General features: G+C 42.8%; 15 protein-coding genes. 8 read left to right on the top strand and 7 right to left on the bottom strand.

The window, feature by feature from the left end; translation table 11 throughout:
• Window positions 1-33: 33 nt before the first annotated feature.
• Complete coding sequence (gene rnr, locus ACQ76V_RS01030) at window positions 34-2,202, top strand: ribonuclease R (protein ID WP_440998604.1); 2,169 nt, start codon at window positions 34-36, stop codon at window positions 2,200-2,202.
• A gap of 25 nt (window positions 2,203-2,227) precedes the next feature.
• Window positions 2,228-5,593: a peptidase MA family metallohydrolase gene (locus tag ACQ76V_RS01035; protein WP_440998605.1), complete on the top strand. Its 3,366-nt coding sequence runs from the start codon at window positions 2,228-2,230 to the stop codon at window positions 5,591-5,593.
• Window positions 5,594-5,639: 46 nt separating this feature from the next.
• Here the strand turns inward: ACQ76V_RS01035 and ACQ76V_RS01040 are convergent, their stop codons facing one another.
• Genes ACQ76V_RS01040 through ACQ76V_RS01055 form a run of 4 tightly spaced genes read right to left on the bottom strand, consistent with a single transcriptional unit; the run spans window position 5,640 to window position 9,632 of the window.
• Window positions 5,640-6,947 carry a type IX secretion system plug protein domain-containing protein gene (locus ACQ76V_RS01040; protein WP_440998606.1) on the bottom strand — a complete coding sequence of 436 codons (1,308 nt, stop codon included), beginning with the start codon at window positions 6,945-6,947 and terminating at the stop codon, window positions 5,640-5,642.
• Complete coding sequence (gene dapF / locus ACQ76V_RS01045; protein WP_440998607.1) at window positions 6,919-7,755, bottom strand: diaminopimelate epimerase; 837 nt, start codon at window positions 7,753-7,755, stop codon at window positions 6,919-6,921. The genes ACQ76V_RS01040 and dapF overlap by 29 nt, the downstream gene beginning before the upstream one ends.
• Window positions 7,755-8,957, bottom strand: a complete 1,203-nt coding sequence (locus tag ACQ76V_RS01050) for a DNA polymerase III subunit (RefSeq protein WP_440998608.1) — start codon at window positions 8,955-8,957, stop codon at window positions 7,755-7,757. Before ACQ76V_RS01050 ends, dapF begins: the two co-directional genes overlap by 1 nt.
• Window positions 8,958-8,963: 6 nt before the next feature.
• Window positions 8,964-9,632, bottom strand: coding sequence for a heme exporter protein CcmB (locus ACQ76V_RS01055; protein WP_440998609.1), 669 nt, complete (start codon window positions 9,630-9,632; stop codon window positions 8,964-8,966).
• Between the two features lie 148 nt (window positions 9,633-9,780).
• On the opposite strand from ACQ76V_RS01055, the gene ACQ76V_RS01060 reads away from it, so the two are divergent.
• The 4 genes from ACQ76V_RS01060 to folD all read left to right on the top strand — a co-directional run bounded on the left by ACQ76V_RS01060 (window position 9,781) and on the right by folD (window position 14,121).
• Window positions 9,781-10,251 (top strand): PTS sugar transporter subunit IIA, encoded by a 471-nt coding sequence (locus ACQ76V_RS01060; protein WP_440998610.1) that lies wholly within the window; start codon window positions 9,781-9,783, stop codon window positions 10,249-10,251.
• Window positions 10,252-10,281: 30 nt separating this feature from the next.
• On the top strand, window positions 10,282-11,751 hold the full coding sequence (gene dacB, locus ACQ76V_RS01065; protein ID WP_440998611.1) for a D-alanyl-D-alanine carboxypeptidase/D-alanyl-D-alanine endopeptidase: 1,470 nt from the start codon (window positions 10,282-10,284) through the stop codon (window positions 11,749-11,751).
• A gap of 6 nt (window positions 11,752-11,757) precedes the next feature.
• Entirely contained in the window at window positions 11,758-13,131 is a 1,374-nt protein-coding gene (locus ACQ76V_RS01070) for a sigma-54-dependent transcriptional regulator (RefSeq protein ID WP_440998612.1), read from the top strand.
• 96 nt (window positions 13,132-13,227) lie between these two features.
• Window positions 13,228-14,121, top strand: coding sequence for a bifunctional methylenetetrahydrofolate dehydrogenase/methenyltetrahydrofolate cyclohydrolase FolD (gene folD, locus ACQ76V_RS01075; protein ID WP_440998613.1), 894 nt, complete (start codon window positions 13,228-13,230; stop codon window positions 14,119-14,121).
• Between the two features lie 72 nt (window positions 14,122-14,193).
• Here the strand turns inward: folD and ACQ76V_RS01080 are convergent, their stop codons facing one another.
• Window positions 14,194-16,245: a glycoside hydrolase family 97 protein gene (locus tag ACQ76V_RS01080; RefSeq protein ID WP_440998614.1), complete on the bottom strand. Its 2,052-nt coding sequence runs from the start codon at window positions 16,243-16,245 to the stop codon at window positions 14,194-14,196.
• A gap of 257 nt (window positions 16,246-16,502) precedes the next feature.
• Here ACQ76V_RS01080 and ACQ76V_RS01085 point away from each other — a divergent pair, with 257 nt between their 5' ends.
• Both ACQ76V_RS01085 and guaB read left to right on the top strand, forming a co-directional pair.
• On the top strand, window positions 16,503-16,832 hold the full coding sequence (locus ACQ76V_RS01085) for a hypothetical protein (RefSeq protein ID WP_440998615.1): 330 nt from the start codon (window positions 16,503-16,505) through the stop codon (window positions 16,830-16,832).
• A gap of 141 nt (window positions 16,833-16,973) precedes the next feature.
• Window positions 16,974-18,452 (top strand): IMP dehydrogenase, encoded by a 1,479-nt coding sequence (guaB, locus tag ACQ76V_RS01090; protein WP_440998616.1) that lies wholly within the window; start codon window positions 16,974-16,976, stop codon window positions 18,450-18,452.
• 15 nt (window positions 18,453-18,467) lie between these two features.
• Here guaB and ACQ76V_RS01095 read toward each other — a convergent pair whose 3' ends face one another.
• Together ACQ76V_RS01095 and ACQ76V_RS01100 are read right to left on the bottom strand one after the other, a co-directional pair.
• Window positions 18,468-19,550: an LptF/LptG family permease gene (locus tag ACQ76V_RS01095; protein WP_440998617.1), complete on the bottom strand. Its 1,083-nt coding sequence runs from the start codon at window positions 19,548-19,550 to the stop codon at window positions 18,468-18,470.
• Window positions 19,534-20,982, bottom strand: a complete 1,449-nt coding sequence (locus ACQ76V_RS01100; RefSeq protein WP_440998618.1) for an LptF/LptG family permease — start codon at window positions 20,980-20,982, stop codon at window positions 19,534-19,536. Before ACQ76V_RS01100 ends, ACQ76V_RS01095 begins: the two co-directional genes overlap by 17 nt.
• Between the last annotated feature and the right edge of the window lie 57 nt (window positions 20,983-21,039).

The following is a 21,039-nucleotide window of genomic DNA, read 5'->3' on the forward strand; positions in this document are numbered from 1 at the left end:
AGAAATTTTTAAAACGTTTTATATAAATAATTAATGAAGAAAAGTAAGAAAGAGACATTTGAAGATATTATTCTCGATATTTTGCAGAATAATCCGGAGGCACATCTGCCATTCGAGGTTTTGCAGAATATTTTGAAGGTAGACAGCAAGAAAGATAATCAGCGTCTTAAAGACGCCATTAACAGTTTATACGACCGCAACTTGATCGTAAAGCGAAAAGGCGGTGCTATACAACTCTCAGCCAACAACGGCAGTGACAACAACAAGAGGGATCGTAACACCGTAGTTGGCAAAATGGATATCAGTCGGCGCGGTACTGGTTATCTGATTGCTGAAGGATTTGATGAAGATATTCGAGTGCACTCGAAAAATCTTGGCACCGCCCTGCAGGATGATACGGTAAAAGTAAAACTCTTGAGAAAAAAAGGTAACAAAAGTCGACAGGAAGGAAAGGTTGTTGATATTGTAGAACGCGGACGCAGTATATTTGTCGGCATTCTTAAAAAGCAGGGCAAACAAAACTACATTATTGAACCTGACGAAAAATCAGCTCATACCGATTTCTTTATGCTTCCAAATAATATTGGTGATGCACACCCGGGTGAAAAGGTGGTTTTTGAACTGGTGGATTGGGTGCATCCCAAGTCGCTACCTGAAGCCAAAATAGTGGAAGTGCTTGGTAAAGAAGGGACCAATGACGCCAATGTACTTTCTATATTGGCGGAAAATCAGATCAAGGCAGGATTTCCTGAAGAAGTTGAAGAGTTTGCGGGTAATATTAATCGAGAAATTACCGGGAAAGAAATTGACCGACGTCGCGATATGCGGGATGAGGTAGTACTTACCATTGATCCCGATACGGCCAAAGATTTTGATGACGGACTAAGTATCAACGTACTTGATAACGGGAACTACTATCTGGGCGTACATATTGCTGATGTAACCCATTATATGCCGCGAAATACAGTACTTGACGATGAGGCTGAACATCGTGCTACCAGTGTGTATTTGGTAGATCGCGTTATCCCCATGCTGCCCGAGGTTTTGAGCAACGATGTATGTAGCTTGAATCCGCGTGAGGACAAGCTTGCTTTCAGCTGTTTTATGGAGATTGCCCCAAACGGTAAATTGGTAGATTATTCTATTGAGGAAACCGTTATCCATTCCAATAAGCGATTTACGTACGAGCAGGCACAAGAAATTATTGATGGCAAGGAAAGCGAGTATTCCAAGCAGATTCAAACGGCCGCCAAATTAGCACATGTGCTGTTGGATAAACGTTTTCGTGAGGGGAGTATTAACTTTGAGACACCCGAACCAAAATTTGTGCTGGATGAAAATGGTAAGCCCATTGATGTAAAACTGAAAGAACGGTTATTTGCCCATAAGCTGATTGAAGAATGTATGTTGATGGCGAACCGGACGGTTGCCAAATATATCGAAGATATACGCAAGCAGTCCAACAAGGAGAAATCCAAAGACCTTTATCCATTTTTATACCGTATTCACGACCAGCCCGATCTTGATAAACTCAAGAATATTGAGGAAAATGTGAAGCCCATTGGGATCAATTTTCATATTGACAGCCCGACGGTAAGCTCTAAGGCGATAAATGTGTTATTAGAACAGATAGAAGATACATCGCTGGAGCTCACAATTAATGATTTAATGCTTCGGGCAATGTCGAAAGCGGAATATAGTCCTAACAATATTGGTCACTTTGGATTAGGCTTTAAGAATTATGCACACTTTACCAGCCCCATCCGGCGTTATCCTGATGTGCTGGTACATCGCTTATTGAAAAGCTATCTTACTGGAAAGCCCAGTTATTCTCATAATGAACTTAAACAGCTGGGATCGCATTGTAGTGAAAGAGAGCGGGCTGCAATTGAGGCCGAACGAGATTCGGTTAAATTGAAACAGGTAGAATATCTGAGTGAGCGCGTAGGAGAAGATTTTGACGGTGTTATTAGCGGCGTCATGGACGGTGGTATTTTTGTTGATTTAAAAGATATCCACTGCGAAGGTATGGTTCGTGTTAGTGATCTCGATGATGATTATTACGAATATGATGAAAAACAGCATTGCCTGATTGGTAGAAATCACGGAAAAAAATATCAATTAGGGAAAGAAGTTCGAGTTAAAGTCGTTAGAACAGATGTAAAGGCGCGACAAATAGATTTAAAATTGGCAGATAGTTGAAATTAATTTTAATGCGTATCCACTTATGAAATTATCTCAATTTCTTCGGCGATTTCTGGTAGCTCTTTTTCTTACCGCTTTTGTTGGTGGGATGATACAAGAAGCGCAAGCTCAGTATTTTTCATTTGGGAAGAACAGGGTACAGTATAAGAACTTCAATTGGCGGTATGTGCAGTCGGAGCACTTCGACGTATATTACTATCAGACAAAGAATTATGATTTGGCCAATTTTACAGTTTATTCGATGGAATCAGCTTATAGACAGCTGAGCGAGGATTTTGATCATGAAATTGCTGATCGTATACAGGTAATTATTTATGACTCTCACAATGATTTTTCCCAGACTAATGTAGTACCCCTGCCGGTTAATTCTGAGGGTATTGGTGGGGTAACGGATGCGTATAAAAACCGCATAACTATGCCTTTTGATGGGAACTTTGCCAAATTTAGAAGTACACTACATCATGAACTTGTCCATGCTGTTATGAACGACATGTTTTATGGCGGCAATGTGCAATCACGTTTGAGTGGTAATGCCCTGCAAATTCCGTTGTGGTACAGTGAGGGGATGTCTGAGTATACTTCTCTCGGATGGGATACCAATACCGATATGTGGATCCGTGATGCAACAATCAATAATTATCTTCCCCCGATTCGCCGGCTTGGTGGATATTTTGCCTATCGAGGGGGACAATCGGTTTGGAATTATATTGCTGAGGAATATGGTCGCCCAAAAATCACCGAAATTATGCAGTCGTTGCATAATCAACGAAATCTGGAAGTGACCATAAACAGAACGCTTGGCTTAAGTCTGGAGGAACTGTCGAAACGTTGGCAAGATTTTTATCGAAAACGATATTTGCCGGAGGTTGCTAACCGAGAGGATATTACATCATTTGCCGATCTGTTGACAGAACGTGATAAAGCCGGAACCTACAATACAAGTCCTGCTGTGTCACCACAAGGTGATAAAATAGCGATGATTACTAACAAGCGGGGCTATTTTGATGTTGTGGTGATCAGTGCTATAACAGGTGAAAAAATTAAGACTCTTATTAAAGGGGAGGATAATGTAAACTTTGAAGAACTCAATATTCTTAATCCCAATTTGACATGGTCGCCAGATGGACAGAAAATTGCTCTTTCCAGTAAGTCTAAAGGCTCTGATAACTTGGCTATTGTTGATTATGAGACCGGAAAAGTGAAGATGGTTCAGTTTCCTAAACTTGATGCTATCGGTTCAGTTGACTGGGCACCGGATGGGAATAAAATTGCCTTTGACGGAAATATTGGCCCTAATCAGGATATATACGTATACAACCTGCAAACGCAGGAGTTTAATAATGTCACTAATGATGTATTTTCAGATTATGAGCCTGCTTGGAGTGCTGATTCCAATACGCTTTATTTTGTTTCGCACCGCGGCAATGAGGTTCGTTTGAATAACGTGCAGAATACCTCGCGCTTGTTAATGGATGAAGATCTTTACACTTCCGATATCTATTCTGTTAAAATTGGTTCTTCAATGGCACAGCGACTTACGAAGACTCCCAATTGGAATGAAAAGCAACCTGCAACAAGCAGAGATGGTAAACTCTTTTATATTTCCGATGAAAATGGGATTCCCAATATCTACTTGATGAATCTTCAAGATCGCACCTCCTCACCGGTTACAGACTTACAGACCGGTGTTATGCAGATGTCGATTAGTGCTGATGCCAGCAGATTGGCCGTGAACTCAATTAATGATGGCTACCTGGATATATTTATGATTCAGTCGCCGTTAACTCGTGTTAAAGATCGTCCGCTTGAACCCAACCAGTGGGCTAAGAGAAGAGCACAAGAATCCGAAGCTGAACGGGTACCGGCTACCAAGTACGTACGCGAAATGTTGACAGCGCAACCGATAGATTCAACCAGCTTGACCGATGCTGTTTCCTCTCAAATAGATCCAACGCCCAAAAAGGCGTATGTAGATACTAATGCTACCCAGCCAGACACAACAACTAACCGGCAAGATACCACCCAGCAACAAGAGGAATCCGACAGCTTTGATTTTAGAAATTATGTGTTTGATTCTTCGGTAGAAGAAGACACGGCTTTCGTGGAAGAATATATGGATGAGGCAAAGTTTAACCTGGAAGGTAATCAAACTGATGATGGGCGATATATCCCACGGGAGTACCGATTACGTTTTAGTACCGATATTATTTATGCGGGGGGTAACTTTTCTACCGCTTACGGTACCTATGGCATAACACAGATCCAGTTTAGTGACTTACTGGGAAATCACCAGATAGCATTTGGTACGAATCTAAACCTGGATTTGCGGAATAGCACCTACTTTCTTCAGTATGCCTATTTAGAAAACAGGGCTGACTGGCAGTTTACGTTCTTTCACAACGCCAGTAATTTTCAGGATTTTTCTGGCCAGCTTTATCGATTTCGATCTTATGGCGGAGGTATAAATATGCGATATCCGTTCGATAAATTTCGACGTATTGATGTTGGTCTCTCAGCAGTGGGAATAGCGCAAGATTACAGTATTGCTTATGCGGATACCAGTCAAAATGAGACTACAGCCTTTGCTTATCCACAAATTATTTATACCAGTGATAAAACACTGCCCGGATATATTACTCCTGCCGGAGGTTCGCGCTATTCACTTAGTCTTACAGGGAGCCCGCCCATCACCAATGAAACGCTACAATTTGCCTCTGTATTAGGTGACTATCGCAAGTACTTTAATTTAGGTTCTCGATACTCATTAGCGTTTCGCGGATCCGGTGCTGCTTCGTTTGGACGCGATTCGCAGACCTTTTTCATGGGGGGTATGCTTGGATGGATAAATTCCAAATACTCGGGACGCAGTATCCCCACAGATAGACTGGGAGATACCTTTTTTACCTTACCGGCACTGCCGTTACGAGGACATCCATATAATTCTATTTATGGAGATAAATTTACCTTGCTTAATGCAGAATTTCGATTTCCGCTCTTTGCGGCCATTCTTCCGGGTCCCATTCCTATTCTGCCTCTCTATAACTTAACTGGTGTTGCCTTTTGGGATGCTGGCATGGCTTGGGGACAGGATATCGTCTTTGAGTATTATCGGCAAAACGTCAACCAGCAATATATACGTGAGAGTGTAGTGCTCAACGAGTCAGATCTTAATTTTAAAGTTAGTAAAAAATCTCAGCGTCAAGTTAATACCGGTAACGGTACATTTAATGTACCGGTGAATGACGGTGATATTTTGATGGGTGCGGGTTTTGGATTGCGTACTATTCTATTTGGATTCCCGCTCCGTTACGATGTGGGTTGGCCGTATTATCGTGATGGCTTTGATAGTGACCCAATTCACTACATTACTATTGGTGTAGACTTCTAATCAACCTTATCAGGTTGAGGGGCTGAATTCTTTGTGAGTCGCAACTCTATCGTTTTAAAACTCGATCTACTTTGAGCAGACGATCAAAGTTTTTGTCGGGATCTTTAAAATAAATAAAGGTTAAATACTCTTGCTGGGCCGATAAAAATCCTTGGTCAAGGCTCAGATCGTCCAGTTGATTATCTTGTACAATGATATATTTGTAAGCGTAGGTTCCCTGCTTGATGAGTGCTTGCCCTGTCCACATTTGTTCATCGGGATCAAAGCTCATTTTGTTGAGGTCACTAATCATCCAATTATTGAAATGACCCACGATGTAGATATCTGCTGAAGAAGAGATTCTTTCATCTGTTTGCAGCCTAAAGGCTACTTGTGCATAGTTGCTATTGCGTTCATCACCGCGATTGCCTTCCGTGGCAGCTGCTTGGGTTTGATTTGGATTCGTATCAAGGTTTTGTACATCCCGGCGCAAAATAATTCTGGGTGGTGTAATACCCGGCTGATAATCCAGAATTTGTTGACCATCAACCTCAAAATTTTGAAGATCAAGACGTTTAAACTCGTAGTTGCCTATAAAAGCATTATCATGATCAATGTATCCCCGCAGTTGGCCCGGGGTAATGGTATCCAGAAACTCAACCTGTTTCGTTCGTCCCCAAAACCTATTTTGTACGAATGACATTGCCAGATCAAATTGGGGATATTCTACAAAATCAGGATAGTCATAGGTGCTAAAAAGCTGCTCGAGGGGCCGGCCATCATTGCGCTGGGCAAAAAGCCGCTCCGCCTTCGTTTGAACCCGTCCTTCATCTTCGGTGATAAAAAACGGCATTGAAAACAAAAGACTGCTATCATCGGTAGAGTATACCTTAATAAGATAATTTCCGCTTACTGCAGGTTGCAGTTCGTTATTGGGAAAAGAAAATTCTAAATGCTGATATGATGGACGCTGCCCAAAGCTTATGTTGGAAGATTGGATGGTAGTCTCTGAAAAGCTGTTTAGGTATGTATTGGGTCCAATTCTGCTCTTGTTCCAACTTTGATCAAAGTGTTCAATCGTCACACGGAATTGCCGGTTTTGTGTCCCCAGATAATCAAAAGAGAGCTGAAGGGATTGGCCCGAATGGAGTGTTATTATGGGCGCTTCTTGGGGTTGTCCTGTAGGGTATAGTTGAATACTCTGGATATCATTCGGCGGGGCTTTTTGTGATGTGAGCGCAAGGCTTCCATCCAAAGGTTTTTTTGAAGAAAACTGTTGCTGTTGTGAGGGGCCTGAGGCTGCACATCCCACGGTAATGACTGCCAGCAAAACATTGAAAATAAGTCTACTGTAAAAATGTACCTTTAAATACAAAATGTGCGGGCCCCTCGAGTTTAATGTTGTTGTATTTATTTAATTCGGGCTCAAATGAAAAATGTACCGTTAATGTCCCACCCTTGGTTTCCACCGAATATTTACTCTTAGATGTTTGATCATCTTGTAGATAGTGCCAGACAAGGGCAGAGGCGATAGCTCCGGTGCCGCAGGCAAGCGTTAAATCTTCTACCCCACGTTCATAAGTTTGGAGCTTGAGAGCGGAGGACCCTGTGCCGCAGATAAAGTTTATATTTGTTCCTTTTGGTTCAAACTGTTGATGGTATCGAAGCTGGCGTCCCCGGTTAACAAGTTCTTTTTCGTTATTTAACTCTTCTTCATCTATAGTTTTTACCGCATGCTCGGTGCCGGTGTGAATAGTATACAATTGTTCGTTGTTAACCATTTTTTCTTTAACTGAAGCCGCCATGGGAAATGAGATAACTACGGAATCCGGACCGGAGACTTCAGCCATGTATATATTATCGTGCACATTAAAAGCGTGCTGGCTATCAAACCCCAGAGAGCGTGCAAACAACGCAATACAACGAGCGCCATTGCCGCACATCCCTGCGTCACTGCCATCAGGATTACGATAGAACATGGTGTAATCAACGTTGTTTAGCTCCGGGGGAAATAATGCTAAGATGCCGTCAGAACCTACCCCGAATTTTCGATCACAAATTACAGGAGCCCATGAAATGAGTTCCTCTTTGGTCAATGATTCGGAACGGTTATCAATTACAACAAAGTCGTTGCCTGCCGCCTGCATTTTTGTGAACGGTATGTTTTGGTTCGGGGTATCCATTATTCAGAGAAAGCGGGTAAATGTTGCCAGGAATCTTCTTTGTTGATGATGGGATCATTGCCACGCATCAGGCTCGAAAATCGAAGTGCCAAAGAGGTAAAAATGAGTTTGGGCTGGACGTTGCGGTAAACCATTGGTTTGCAGTCATTGACGTGTTCAATCATTTCTTCAAGTCGGGCATTAGCCAGTGTTTCGCAAAACTTTTTGATGACTTCCAGTTGATCAGCATTGGTAATTAAATCTTTATTTTCTGTAGCTCTAAAGACCAGCAAGTCGCGTAGAAAAACCTCCATCACATTCAAAATCGCAATTTGACCCTCGAGATTCTCTTGACTCTGCCAGTCTTGGGCCGTTTGCGTAATATTAACGGCATCCTGTGAATAAGAGTGCCGCAAATATTCAATAATAGCTTCGCGCGTACTTTTAAGCGTATCTACGTCAAAAAAGCGTGTCATCGCATAATTACCGCCCGAGACGCGTGCCAGGTACGAAGCCTCATTCTCATCTACACCATCTTGTTCAATAAGAGCTTGTTCAATCTCTTTTGTTTTTAAGGGAGATAGCTGAATATGTTGGCATCGCGAAATAATAGTCGGAAGCAGCGCTTCAGTATGATCAGTAGTGAGCAAGAATATAAGATCCTCGGCCGGTTCTTCAAGCAATTTTAAAAAGGAATTGGCGGCTTCCTTCTTCATGCTTTCAATGCCAGTCATGATAATCACGGTTTTTTGTCCCTCGTTTGGTTTGTAATAAGCAGCAGGACGAATTTCTTCCCTGAAATAATCGATTGGGTAAAAAGCACGCTTGTTTTTGGTACTTTCTTCATTGGTGAGTGATGGCCGTAGGCTAAAATCCACGATTTCGTAGGGATCCTCTCGTAACAATTCTAATCGCTCCCGAAGCTCCTCTACGGAGACGTTTGTTGGAACAGGTAAAAATACGTGAATATCGGGATGGGTAAACCACGATGATTTTTTGGAAAAGGCTTGGTCTCCCAAATCAGTCAGGTGATCAACACCGTTAATAAGTTCGGCAAAGGCCAGTGCAAAAGCGGTTTTACCGATGCCCGGCGGACCCGAAAAAAGGTAGGAATGACTAATGCGCCCCGAGTTGATAATGCGCTTTATCTGCTCACGGGCAAAATCTTGCCCCACCAGGCGACGATCACCAAAATTAAATGTAAGATCTTTATAGTCGATCATGATGTGTTATTCTTCAAAAATGTAATCAAAAAGTAAAATTCCTGCGGTAATGGTTACACCGGCATAGCCAAAGAGCGCCCAAAAATCGTTGAGATAGTTATCGGTAAATCCCTCTATCAATGCGGCTTTGGTCGTTCGCACAAGAATAAGAATTAGCGGGAAAAGAAGCGGAATGCTGAGCACTGAGAAAATAGCTCCTTTGCGATCAGCTTGAGAAACGATGGCGCCGAGCATAGTGGCTACCCCTGATAGTCCTGCTGTTCCAAAAAGTAATACTAAAATAAGTGCCCAAAAATCTGCAATCGGCATACCGAGCAGAAAAATATAGAGTAAAAACGTGACGAGGTTTACAGTGAGTGTAAATAAAAAGTTGTAGCACAGCTTACCTACAAATACTTCGGAGGCATTGCTGTGGATGCGAAGCAGATCAAAAGTATTGCGGTCGGTTTCCATTACAAAAGAACGTGACAGACTGGACAGGGCGGCAAAGAGTATAACAATCCAGACAAGTGCACTTTTGGGGGTGGGAGCCAGCTGCTCGGCATTAAGAGCAAAGAGGATAAGCAGCAGCGATGCTCCTACGAAGGTCAGCACGGTATTAATCGCATACCTCGACCGTAGCTCAGTTTGTAAATCTTTGGCGAATACTGCCGATATTCCTTGTAAAAAATCCATCAGCAAAGTTTACAAAATTTGCTTCCAACTTTTAAACCAAAATACAAAATATGAGTGCACAAATTGGTCGAGTAATTAAGTTGTAACAGATGAAAAACGATGAGTATATTTGACCTGCATATGATATATATAATTTAGATTTTTTCGCATGAATATTTTCAGCTTATTAAATGAGGAAACAGTGTTTTCAAATCTACAAGCCAAAGATAAAGCTGAGATATTAAACAGGATGATATCTTCGTTAGAAAATGATGTATCTGATGAAGAACTTGATGAAATTAGAGAAGCCGTTTTTGAACGAGAAGGAATTATGTCTACGGGGGTTGGCAAAGGATTGGCTATTCCACACGGCAAGGCATCAGGAATTAATCAGACGTATGCTGCTTTTGCTATTTTAAACGAACCGGTTGATTACGAAGCTATTGATGGCGAACCGGTAAATATGGTTTTTCTTTTAGTGGGGCCACAGGCCAGTAATAACTTGCACATAAAAATGCTGAGCCGTATCTCACGATTGATGAATAACAGTGATTTTAGAGAACGGCTGCGAAATTGTTCAACTGCTGAAGAAATCATTGAGGCTTTTAAAAATGAAGAGCATGTTTCGCTGAATGATTAATATTTGTAGAAAGCAATCAGACCGAGATATATGTCTCAAAAAAAATCAATGTTTCTGGGTACCGGCCTGTTTTTCGCATTTTTATTTTCGATCAGTACGGTTCAGGCACAGCAAATCATTTTTTCGCCGGAAGTCGTTAACACTATTGAAAATAGTCGGGCTAATGATGCTTATTGGTCGGTCATTGTTCGCGACACCACAGGAAAAATTTTAGAAGGATATAATTTTGAAAAATTAGTGCGTCCGGCATCAAATCTAAAGCTGCTTACTTCAGGGGCAATTTTAGACGAGCTGGGGCCCGATTATAAGTTCCGTACAAAAATGTACGGCATCGGTTCACTGGTGGATGATACTTGGAAAGGTGATATTATTATTCGCGGCGCTGGTGATCCATCCATAAGCGGAACGTTTTATCGGGATGATCGCTTTCATGTATTCGATAAGTTTTTCTCGGCATTGTACAATAGAGGCATACGCAGAATTGATGGCAATTTAATTGGGAATGACTCTTTTTTTGATCAGCAGCCTTATCCCAAGGGATGGAGCTGGGAAGATCTTTCATTCTATTATGGCGTCGAGATCAATGCCCTTTCTTTCAATAATAATGCGGTGGATCTGACAGTTTATGCAAATGGCGATGTGGGAGAAACGCCCGAAATTGAGTGGTTTCCCTTTGATACTGATTACGTAAATTTTATCAATGATCAGGTTATTGCACCGGCCAATACCGAGTATGACGAATTTTATAGGCGTAAACTTGGAACCAATACTATTGAGCTGGCCAGTAAATTACCCAAAGGATATGTAGAGAAGGAATCACTTTCGATACATAACGCCCCGCTTTTTTTCTTGGATACGTTTGAAAGGTATCTCGAAGATGGAAACATTGAGCTGAGCGGAAGAATTATGGTTGACAGTCAGCCACAGGACTGGAATGAAAAAAGTTATCAGCAGTTGGCCGAGCATGTTTCCGTTCCCTTTGATTCGATGTTGACGCAAGTAAATAAAGAAAGTGACAACTTTTACTCCGAAATGTTGCTTAAAACAGCTGCTGCCGAGCATTATGATGCGACGGGAAGTACTGAGCTGGGAATAAGCCTGGTTAAAGACTTTGCCAAATCCATGAAGATAGATACCACGGATCTTGAAATTCAGGATGCTTCTGGAATGTCAGCCGGTACGATGGTAAGGATTTCGGACTTGAACCGGTTTTTAGTTGAGATGAGATCCCATCCCTATTTTGGTATCTACAAAAAGAGTTTACCGGTAGCGGGGCAAGATGGATCGTTAAAAAGTCGATTTTTGAATTCGCCGCTTAAGGGTAAGCTATTGGGTAAAACGGGCTATGTTTCCGGGGTACGGAGCTTGAGCGGTTATATGCAAAGCATTTCGGGTAAGCCGTTAATATTTTCGGTAGTGACGAACAACTATACCCAAAAGACCTCTTATATTGATACCGTGCAGGAGCAAATTCTGGAAAAGATATACGTAAAACATTAGGATTCGATGACAGATAAAAAACCCACCATTTTAATAACGGATGACGAGACAAGTATCCGGAATTCGTTGCGAGATATCCTCGAGTTTGAGGATTATCACGTGCTTGAAGCAGAAAGTGGGAAAGAGGTATTTGATCTCTTGGATGAAAATGGAATCGATCTTATGCTACTGGATATTAAGATGCGTGGCATGGATGGGATCGAGATCCTTACCAAAATAAAAGAGGAAAACTATCAGTTTCCGGTGATCATGATTTCGGGCCACGGCAATATTGAAATTGCCGTTGAAGCTACCAAAAAGGGCGCTTTTGATTTTATTGAAAAACCCCCTGATCTCAATCGACTGTTGGTTAGCGTTCGCAATGCGTTGGATCAACATCGCCTTACCGAAGAAAATAAGAGCATCAAATCGCGTCTGCCTGATGTTCCTGACATCATTGGGGAAAGTGATGCCATTAAAAAGATTAAGAAAACCATTGATAAAGTGGCGCAGACCAGTTCACGGGTGATGATTACCGGTGAGAATGGAACGGGAAAAGAGCTCGTTGCACGTTGGATTCACGAGAAAAGTGATCGCAGTAGTGAGGCTTTTGTGGATGTGAATTGTGCAGCTATTCCGGCTGATTTGTTGGAAAGCGAACTTTTTGGTCATGAGAAGGGAGCCTTTACCGGGGCCAGCAGCCAGCGCATCGGTAAGTTTGAACAGGCCGACGGAGGAACATTATTTCTTGATGAAGTAGGGGATATGAGTCCAGATGCCCAGGCAAAAGTGTTGCGCGCCTTGCAGGAGAATGCCATTGTTCGTGTCGGTGGAACAAAGAAAATATCGGTTGATGTGCGAGTGATTTCGGCAACTAATAAGAATCTTCTTGATGAAATAGAAACTGGTGGATTTCGCGAAGATTTGTATCATCGCCTAAATGTCATTCCAATTCATGTACCGCCACTACGCAAACGCCGCGAGGATATTCCACTGCTGGCCAAAGATTGTCTCCAGAAGTTGGCTGAAAAAGATATTATGTTTTCAGGAATAAGCTTTACTGATGAAGCATTGGAAGAACTCAAAAAGCAGGACTGGTCTGGGAATGTGCGTGAGCTGCAAAATGGTATTGAGCGATTAGGATTATTGGCGGATGATTCAGAGATAAACAAAGAGGATGTCCAAGACCTCACGCTTTCTGGCGGCAAGAAAAGTGATACTTTTACCGATTTGGCGGATAATGTAGAAACGTTTCAGAAATTTAAGGAATCGGCAGAACGGTTGTTTTTGATACGCAAATTGGATGAAAATGATTGGAATATTTCCCAAACGGCCGAAGCCATTGATATTCAGCGGAGTCACATGTATAACAAGATGAAAAAGTACAATATTGAACGTTGAGAATACGGCATACGAAATATCCTTTTTATGAAGGAACAGGATATTTCGTAGTTCGTATCCTACGTATGATAATTTTAGTTCCTAACAGCATTTAGAATGTCAGCAAAGATTATAGACGGAAAAAAAGTTGCTCAGCTAACGCGTGATGAAGTTCGATTGGATGTGGAGGATTGGACAGATGCCGGTCATCGTCCTCCATTTCTACAGGTGGTCTTGGTGGGGAATAATCCCGCCTCGGATGTATATGTAGGGGCCAAGACTCGGGCTTGTAAAGAAGTTGGAATTGAAACGGATACGATGCGTCTCCCCGATACCGTTTCTGCCAAAGCCTTGAAACAGACTATCCATGAATTAAATAATGACGATTCTGTGGATGGTATTTTAGTTCAGCTTCCGCTTCCTAATCACTTGTCGGCGCATGATGTTATTGAGTCAATCGATTATCGAAAGGATGTGGATGGGTTTCATCCTATGAATGTAGGTCGGCTGACCGTTGGAGAGCCCAGCTTTCGATCGTGTACGCCGGCCGGAATTATCGAACTATTAAAGCATTACAGCATTCCAACGAAAGGAAAACATGCCGTTGTGGTTGGGGCCAGTAACATTGTGGGACGGCCGATTTCAATCTTGCTGAATAAAGAAAGTGGAGAGCAGGGTAAGGCTACAACAACTGTTTGTCATAAGTTTACTAAAGATTTGACCAAGCATACCATCGATGCTGATATATTGGTAGTAGCAGCGGGACAGCCAGAGCTTATCAAGGGAGAGATGGTCAAAGAAGGGGTTGTTGTTATTGATGTTGGTATCAATCGCGTAGCAGATGAAAAAAAGGAAAAAGGCTATACCCTGGTAGGTGATTGTGATTTTGAAAGCGTTAAAGATAAAGCCAGCTGGATTACCCCCGTACCCGGCGGCGTGGGCCCAATGACTGTGGCCATGTTGATGAAAAACACCTTGCTTGCCGCTAAAAAGTCAATCTACCCGGAATAAGCTATCGGTTTTTTGCTATCTATAATATTGATGGGATGACAAGATCAGTCATCCCATCAAATTCATAAGCTCTTATTTTACTTCAAAGCTGATGGCTGTTCCACCGCCCGGGGCCATCCAGAGTTCGATCGTCGTATCTGCAGTAACTTCCTGTGTTTCGATTTCATAAGCTGTGGGGTTTTGCTGCCAGTGAGCGGTTTCTGCATCCCGATATATAGTGGCATGATAAGTCTTTCCGGTATCCAGAAAATCGAGAGATACTTCCTTCGTGCGTTCATTTTCGTCTGTAACTGCTCCTAAAAACCAGTTGTCACTGCCTTTCTCTTTACGAGCCGTAATGACATAATCTCCAATCTCTGCATCAAGCACGTGAGAAGCATCCCAATCTATCGCAACATCCCGAATAAACTGGAACATGGGATGAAAATCGCCATTATCAGTAAGATAGTTTTCCGGTAGATCAGCAGCCATCTGCATGGGACTATACAATACGACATAAAGTGCCAGCTGATTAGCCAATGTTGACCCCACTTGTTCGTCATCACTGTATTTATCAAAGGTGATATCAAAAATGCCGGGCGTGTAGTCAATAGGTCCGCTTAGCACGCGCGTAAAAGGTAGAATAGTGGTGTGTTCGGGAGGCATGCCTTCACTCCAGGCATTATATTCCATGCCGCGCACTCCTTCGCGGGTCATCATGTTGGGATAAGTTCGGCGTAGTCCCGTTCCCTTGATGGGTTCGTGGGCATTGATTCCAATCTGATATTCAGCCGCTTTTTGGATCACTTTTCGATAGTGACGCACCATCCACTGACCGTGATGATATTCTCCTTTTGGAATAACCCCTCCGGCATAGCCTGTTTTGACGTGATGAATTCCGAGATCCTGATAAAGCTGAAAGGCGGTATCAAGACGAGTTTCGTAATGAGCAGCTTGTCCTGAGGTTTCGTGATGACCAACCAGCGCCACATTGTTTTCTTGGGCGTAATGGGCCACTTTCTGCAGATTGAAGTCAGGGTATGGAGTGGTGAAATCGAAAAAGCCCAGTGAATCTGTTCCCCAGTATTCCCAGCCGGTATTCCATCCTTCGATGAGCAGCCCTTTGATGCCGGCTTTGTTGTTAAAATCGACATATCGACTGGCATTTTCAGTAGTAGCTCCATGTGTTGATCCACCCTGATCACCAAAAGAACCGTCAGCCGCTTCTTCCATGCCCCAGGTTGATTTCCCGAGATGCATCTCCCACCAGATGCCGGTGTATTTCATGGGCTCAATCCATGAAGTATCATCCAGTTTGTTGGGCTCGTTTAGATTCTCGAGGATAAAAGATTCGGCCAGTTCTCCTGCACTTTTGCCAACTTGAATAGTACGCCAAGGCGTAGAAAAGGGCGGTTTGGTTTTTACCTTTGTGCCATCCGCCCAAGGGACGAGTTCGCTTACTAATTTCAAATCCTCCGTAACACCAAGGGTCATTCCTGCATAATCGGTGAGATTCGCTTCATGAAAACTCAGGTAAACGCCATCGTCCGTTTTCATGGTGATGGGCGTGTTGGCCGCCTTGAAGTTATCAATCTGTCGATCAACACGCTCATTTTCACTGGCGAATTCAGAGGCGTCAATTTTACTTACTTTTGACTGCTTATAATTGTATTCATAGCTGTCATAATCAGCGGGGATCCACCAGCTGGTGTGGTCGCCGGTCAGTGCGAAATTGGTATGCTCATTCATAATGAACAGGCTGTCAGCCATCGACTTCTGGGCAGGAACTTCATATCGAAATCCAACCCCATCATTAAAAACTCTGAAACGAAGTTTTACTACACGCTCTTGATTGTCCGTTTCTTTGAGTGATACCAGCAGTTCGTTATAGTGGTTACGAATTTCTTTTTGTTCGCCCCAAACCGGCTGCCAGCTATCATCAACAGACCTCCGTTCAATGCTTGAAATTTGCAGACCGTCTTTTAAAGGAGGGCGGTTTTTGAATTCAAATCCCAAGCCTGAAGTGTCAACAACTTGCTTTCCTTCGAACTGTACAGTGTATTGAGGATTTCCGGAATCGGAAATAGAAAATGTGACTGCGAGCTTTCCATCCGGAGAAGAAACTGTTGATAATTTATTCATCATGTCACAGCTAAAAATTACGAGCGAGCTGATTATTGCGAGCGTAAACGCTTTCAAATAATGCATAGTAAGCTATTGATGTAAGTAATTATTAATAGGACTTAAAATTCATGCTTTTGGGATAAAAAACAACTTCCTGACCAAAGAATAGAAACGGCATTAGATGGAATTTATAGTTTACTAAAAAAGGGGTGACATAATGGTGTCACATATGGTAATTAAGTTAGAACTGAACATCAATTAAACAAAAGTAATCTGCCATGAATACCGCGATAAAAACAACACAAAAAAGTCTTGATACGAACTTAGAGCCAGTTCTTCGTAAGGTTTTGAAGGAGGCTGAAAAAGAACACCGTCAACTCGAGGAGATGTTTGAGCTGATGGGATGGGGCGATATACCCGACACTCTGAAGCTGGAAATCAAAGATGATGTTTCGGCAATGGTTAATGAATTGAAGGGCCAATACTCCAGCTGCGATCCATACGTAGAACGTCGTCGTCAGCGCGTGGTGCACTGGGTGGAAAGTTATCGTGATGGCATCTGCTCTCTGGATACCGCCATTAAGGCCTTGCATATAAAATCGTTGTGAAATTATTGGAGAGGCGCTTGGCAGCAAGCGTATGTGAGCGGTCTTATTTAGCATTTTTAAGAAATTCTGTTAAGCAGGTCGCTCACATTTTTTTTATCTTTGCTCAAACCAGAACCGCAATGCTTGCAGATTCTCTGTGCTATGAAAAATTCCTCTCCTTTTGATCGAATATCACGCCAAGGACTAACCTATGATGACTTGCTTTTAGTCCCGGGGCATTCCGAAGTTGTTCCCCGCGATGTAGATACAAGCGTGGATTTGACTTCGGATCTTACGCTTAACATTCCCGTCATCAGTGCGGCCATGGATACCGTTTCCGAGTATAGACTGGCTATTGCATTGGCGCGTGAAGGAGGTATCGCTATGCTGCACAAAAATATGTCGATTGAGGATCAGGCTGATCAGGTACGCATGGTGAAGCGCAGCGAGAGCGGCATGATTGTGGATCCGGTGACACTGGGGAAAGATGAGACGGTCCGCAAAGCACGGGGATTGATGAAAAAGCACAAGATTGGAGGAATACCCATTGTGGAGGATGACAATACCCTGATTGGCATTGTTACCAATCGCGATCTTCGTTTTGAGCATTATGTGGATAAGAAGCTCAGTACCATCATGACGACTGAGAATCTTATTACGGCTCGCGAAGGGACGACACTGGATGAGGCAGAGAAGCTACTGCAAAAGCACAAGGTTGAAAAGCTACCTATTGTTGATGAAGATATGAAGCTTGTGGGATTGATTACCTTCAAGGATATCGAAAAGAAGATGAACTTTCCCAATGCCTGTAAAGATGATATGGGGCGTTTGCGTGTAGGGGCGGCTGTGGGTGTTACGGCTGACACCCTTGACCGCGTTGAAGCATTAGTGAATTCCGGGGTTGATGTCATCACGATTGATACGGCTCACGGGCATTCGCAAGGAGTGTTAGAAATGGTAAAAGAAGTGAGAAGCACCTATCCCGACTTGAACCTTATTGCCGGAAATATCGCGACGAAATCCGCAGCTAAAGCTCTTGTTGATGCCGGGGCCGATATTCTGAAAGTAGGAGTCGGACCGGGATCTATCTGCACCACGCGCGTGGTGACCGGCGTTGGAGTGCCGCAAATGAGCGCTGTGATGGAAGTGGCTGAATTTGCACACGAAGCTGGTGTGAGTGTTATTGCAGACGGTGGTATTAAGCAGACCGGGGACATCCCGAAAGCACTGGCCGGTGGTGCTCATGCTGTGATGATGGGGTCGATGTTTGCCGGTGTTGATGAGGCTCCGGGCGAAACGGTGATTTACGAATCGCGCAAGTATAAGTCGTACCGTGGAATGGGAAGTTTGGGCGCAATGGAACAGGGTTCAAAGGATCGTTACTTTCAAGATGTGGAAGATAATATCAACAAGCTGGTGCCCGAAGGCATTGAAGGACGTGTGCCTTATAAAGGATATCTAAGCGAGGTCGTGCACCAGATGACGGGGGGGTTACGTGCTGCGATGGGCTATTGCGGAGCACCGGATATTCCCTCGCTACAGAGAGCGGAATTTGTACAAATTTCGGCGGCGGCTTACAAAGAAAGTCATCCCCATACCGTAGAGATTACGAAGGAGGCCCCCAACTACTCGGTAAGCTAAACAGGTAATTACGAGTTATTTACGGGCGTTTACGAGTATACTTATCCCAATAATCATAAATATCAGGTGTGGGAGCGTTGCGGCTAACATGGGGTCAATTTGTCCCTGCCCACCAAAGGGTTCAATGACTTTCATCATGACCAAATACAGAAAACTTACTGCCAGTCCGGCTGCAATATAGAATCCTTTGCCGCCTTGTCGTCGTACTGATGCCAGGGCAAATCCCACAATAGTGACTACGATTATAGAAAACGGGTAAGCGTATCGTCCATAAAGCTGTACTCGTGGCAATTCTATACCGCCTGCTCCGCTGCGTTGAATAGATTGAATATAGTTTTGTGCTTCGGGGTAGGTAAGCTGATAAATGTCGGACGTTTTGCGGGTTAAATCACGTGGGTATATATTCAGCGTTGTATCCATGGAATCGATATGGACCTCGGAATATCCCATCTGGGAAAAAGTTTGTTTCTTTACATTTTCAAGCTTCCAGTGTTGCTGTTTTTTCTGCCAAATCATGCGTTGTATGAATAGTTTTTCGCTGATACTATCGCCTTTAAAGTTTACCACATCTACCCGGTATCCGATCCCCTTATCGGGATTGAAGTAGTTGATTTTAAAGATGGAATTTTCAGATTCTTGTCGAAATATTCGGTTTGTATCTACTTTATCCGATTTACCGCTTAGATATTCCTGCTCAAACGTAATGCGTTTTTCATTGGCATTGGGGATCACAAAAGCATCGAGATAGCTCATAGTGGCTGTCATTAAAAAAGCGAAAGCCAGATAGGGTAAAATGAGGCGGTATAAACTTACTCCGGCTGCTTTGAGGGCTGTGATTTCAAGCCGTTCGGCCATTTGTCCTGTTAAATACAAACAGGCAACAAATACGGCAACAGGTATAATAAGGCGGGTAATCTCAGGAATATAATTGAGATAATAGACTCCAAAAATTTGGATAAAGGTGGCTCCTTTATCCGTAAAGTCTTCGCTATTTTCCGAAAAGTCGATGACGATAAAAATGAATATCAGCACCATCATTACAAACAAAGTGATGGTCAACATCCTAAAAAAGATATAGCGGTCAATTTTTTTTGTCACGTTGAGTCCACAATCTTGAAAGTTTAAAAGGGGTACTAATGCTGATGACCATGAGAAGCCCCACGGCACCGAGCACAATATCTGATATCCACATGCCGGTGAATGGGGAAATGAAAAGCCGATCTGCCAGTTTTTCGCCTTGTATAATAGAGATCCAGTAGAAGGTTAAAAATACCGTACCAATAAGTGCAGCATATCCCAAATTGCCTTTCCTGGTATACATTCCGATAGGGGCGCCGAGGAGTACAAAAACAATACAGGCAATAGGGATAGAAAATTTTTTATGGATTTCAACCAGATATTGCGCAATCTTTTCGAGGCGCCACTCAGTATCGGAGACGACTTCTTCAATAAACGATTTATAATTGCGAAGTTTCATCAGGCCAATATCGTGCAGTCTCAATTGTTCTGCTTTTGACTGGAACTGTTGCAAAGCTACAAATTGGCTTTCATAAGGGATATCTGTAGTATCACTATTGGATTGTCTCAACTTAGATTCCCTTTTTTGACCGGTATTGCCTTTGGTAAGTGTAGGATAGATATAGTTTTTATTTTGTTGGATATGCTCTTTTTGTTCTTCTATTTGATTCTGAAGGGAATCGACAACGCTACTCATTGCCTGAATATTCATAGTACGGTCGTTGCGGGAACGATCAGCAGGGTTAGAGCGCGAAAAAGCTAAATCTGAAAGGTCAAAACTGATGCGGTACCGTTCAAATTTTGTTTCTTCAAATACGTCAATCAGTTTTCCTTTTTGCCGGCGATCAAGTTTGCGGAGCACGGATCCGTTACTGAGAAACAAGGTTAAAGTTTGTCCGCTCTGTTTACTCTCCAGTCGTCCTTTTTGGGCTTTTATATAGGCTTCTTTACGGTCGCGCGTAGGATGTTGGTATATGGTTACATCACGGAGTGAATCAGATTCATTGGTGATTTCCTTTACCAGAAAAGTGTAATTATCGATACCCTCGTAAAATTCATTTTCCTTCAGATCAAAACCCGGTTTTTTGAGTCGGATATCGATAAACAGGGAGCGAGCCCGCTGATTGGCGTCGGGAAGTATATCATTAGAAAACCACATTAAAAAGACAGAAAGCAAAATAGCAGCTGTCAAAACAGGATTTATAACATGAATGGGATTAATGCCCGCGGCCCGTATAGCTGTTAACTCGTTTAACTCGGTAACTTTGCCATAAGCCATCAGCGAAGCCACAAGTACGGCCATTGGTACAGCAAGAACCACCATGGAAGCCAGGTTGGTAATAATCAGCTCTAAAATAACTCCCAGTGGTAATCCCTTGCCGATCAGCATATCTATATAAAGAATCAGAAATTGCATTAGCAGCAGGAACATCAACGTGCAAAAGCAGAAGATGAAGGGGCCTATATGCCGCCTAAGAATATCTAATTGTAGTTTGTTGGGTAATAATCGCATAATGTTGATCAGTTAAGAAGCCTAAAATTAGGTCTATATGGGTTCTTTACAAAATGG

This window comes from Fodinibius sp. SL11 (assembly GCF_052060035.1).
Lineage (GTDB): Bacteria > Bacteroidota > Rhodothermia > Balneolales > Balneolaceae > Fodinibius.

Bases quoted from the DNA above. Each gene is read 5' to 3' on its own strand.
- ACQ76V_RS01100 (WP_440998618.1), bottom strand. From the start codon at position 20,982: ATGCGATTATTACCCAACAAACTACAATTAGATATTCTTAGGCGGCAT.
- ACQ76V_RS01070 (WP_440998612.1), top strand. From the start codon at position 11,758: ATGACAGATAAAAAACCCACCATTTTAATAACGGATGACGAGACAAGT.
- dacB (WP_440998611.1), top strand. From the start codon at position 10,282: ATGTCTCAAAAAAAATCAATGTTTCTGGGTACCGGCCTGTTTTTCGCA.
- ACQ76V_RS01085 (WP_440998615.1), top strand. From the start codon at position 16,503: ATGAATACCGCGATAAAAACAACACAAAAAAGTCTTGATACGAACTTA.
- ACQ76V_RS01050 (WP_440998608.1), bottom strand. From the start codon at position 8,957: ATGATCGACTATAAAGATCTTACATTTAATTTTGGTGATCGTCGCCTG.
- dapF (WP_440998607.1), bottom strand. From the start codon at position 7,755: ATGGATACCCCGAACCAAAACATACCGTTCACAAAAATGCAGGCGGCA.
- ACQ76V_RS01035 (WP_440998605.1), top strand. From the start codon at position 2,228: ATGAAATTATCTCAATTTCTTCGGCGATTTCTGGTAGCTCTTTTTCTT.
- folD (WP_440998613.1), top strand. From the start codon at position 13,228: ATGTCAGCAAAGATTATAGACGGAAAAAAAGTTGCTCAGCTAACGCGT.
- ACQ76V_RS01080 (WP_440998614.1), bottom strand. From the start codon at position 16,245: ATGATGAATAAATTATCAACAGTTTCTTCTCCGGATGGAAAGCTCGCA.
- guaB (WP_440998616.1), top strand. From the start codon at position 16,974: ATGAAAAATTCCTCTCCTTTTGATCGAATATCACGCCAAGGACTAACC.
- rnr (WP_440998604.1), top strand. From the start codon at position 34: ATGAAGAAAAGTAAGAAAGAGACATTTGAAGATATTATTCTCGATATT.
- ACQ76V_RS01060 (WP_440998610.1), top strand. From the start codon at position 9,781: ATGAATATTTTCAGCTTATTAAATGAGGAAACAGTGTTTTCAAATCTA.
- ACQ76V_RS01055 (WP_440998609.1), bottom strand. From the start codon at position 9,632: ATGGATTTTTTACAAGGAATATCGGCAGTATTCGCCAAAGATTTACAA.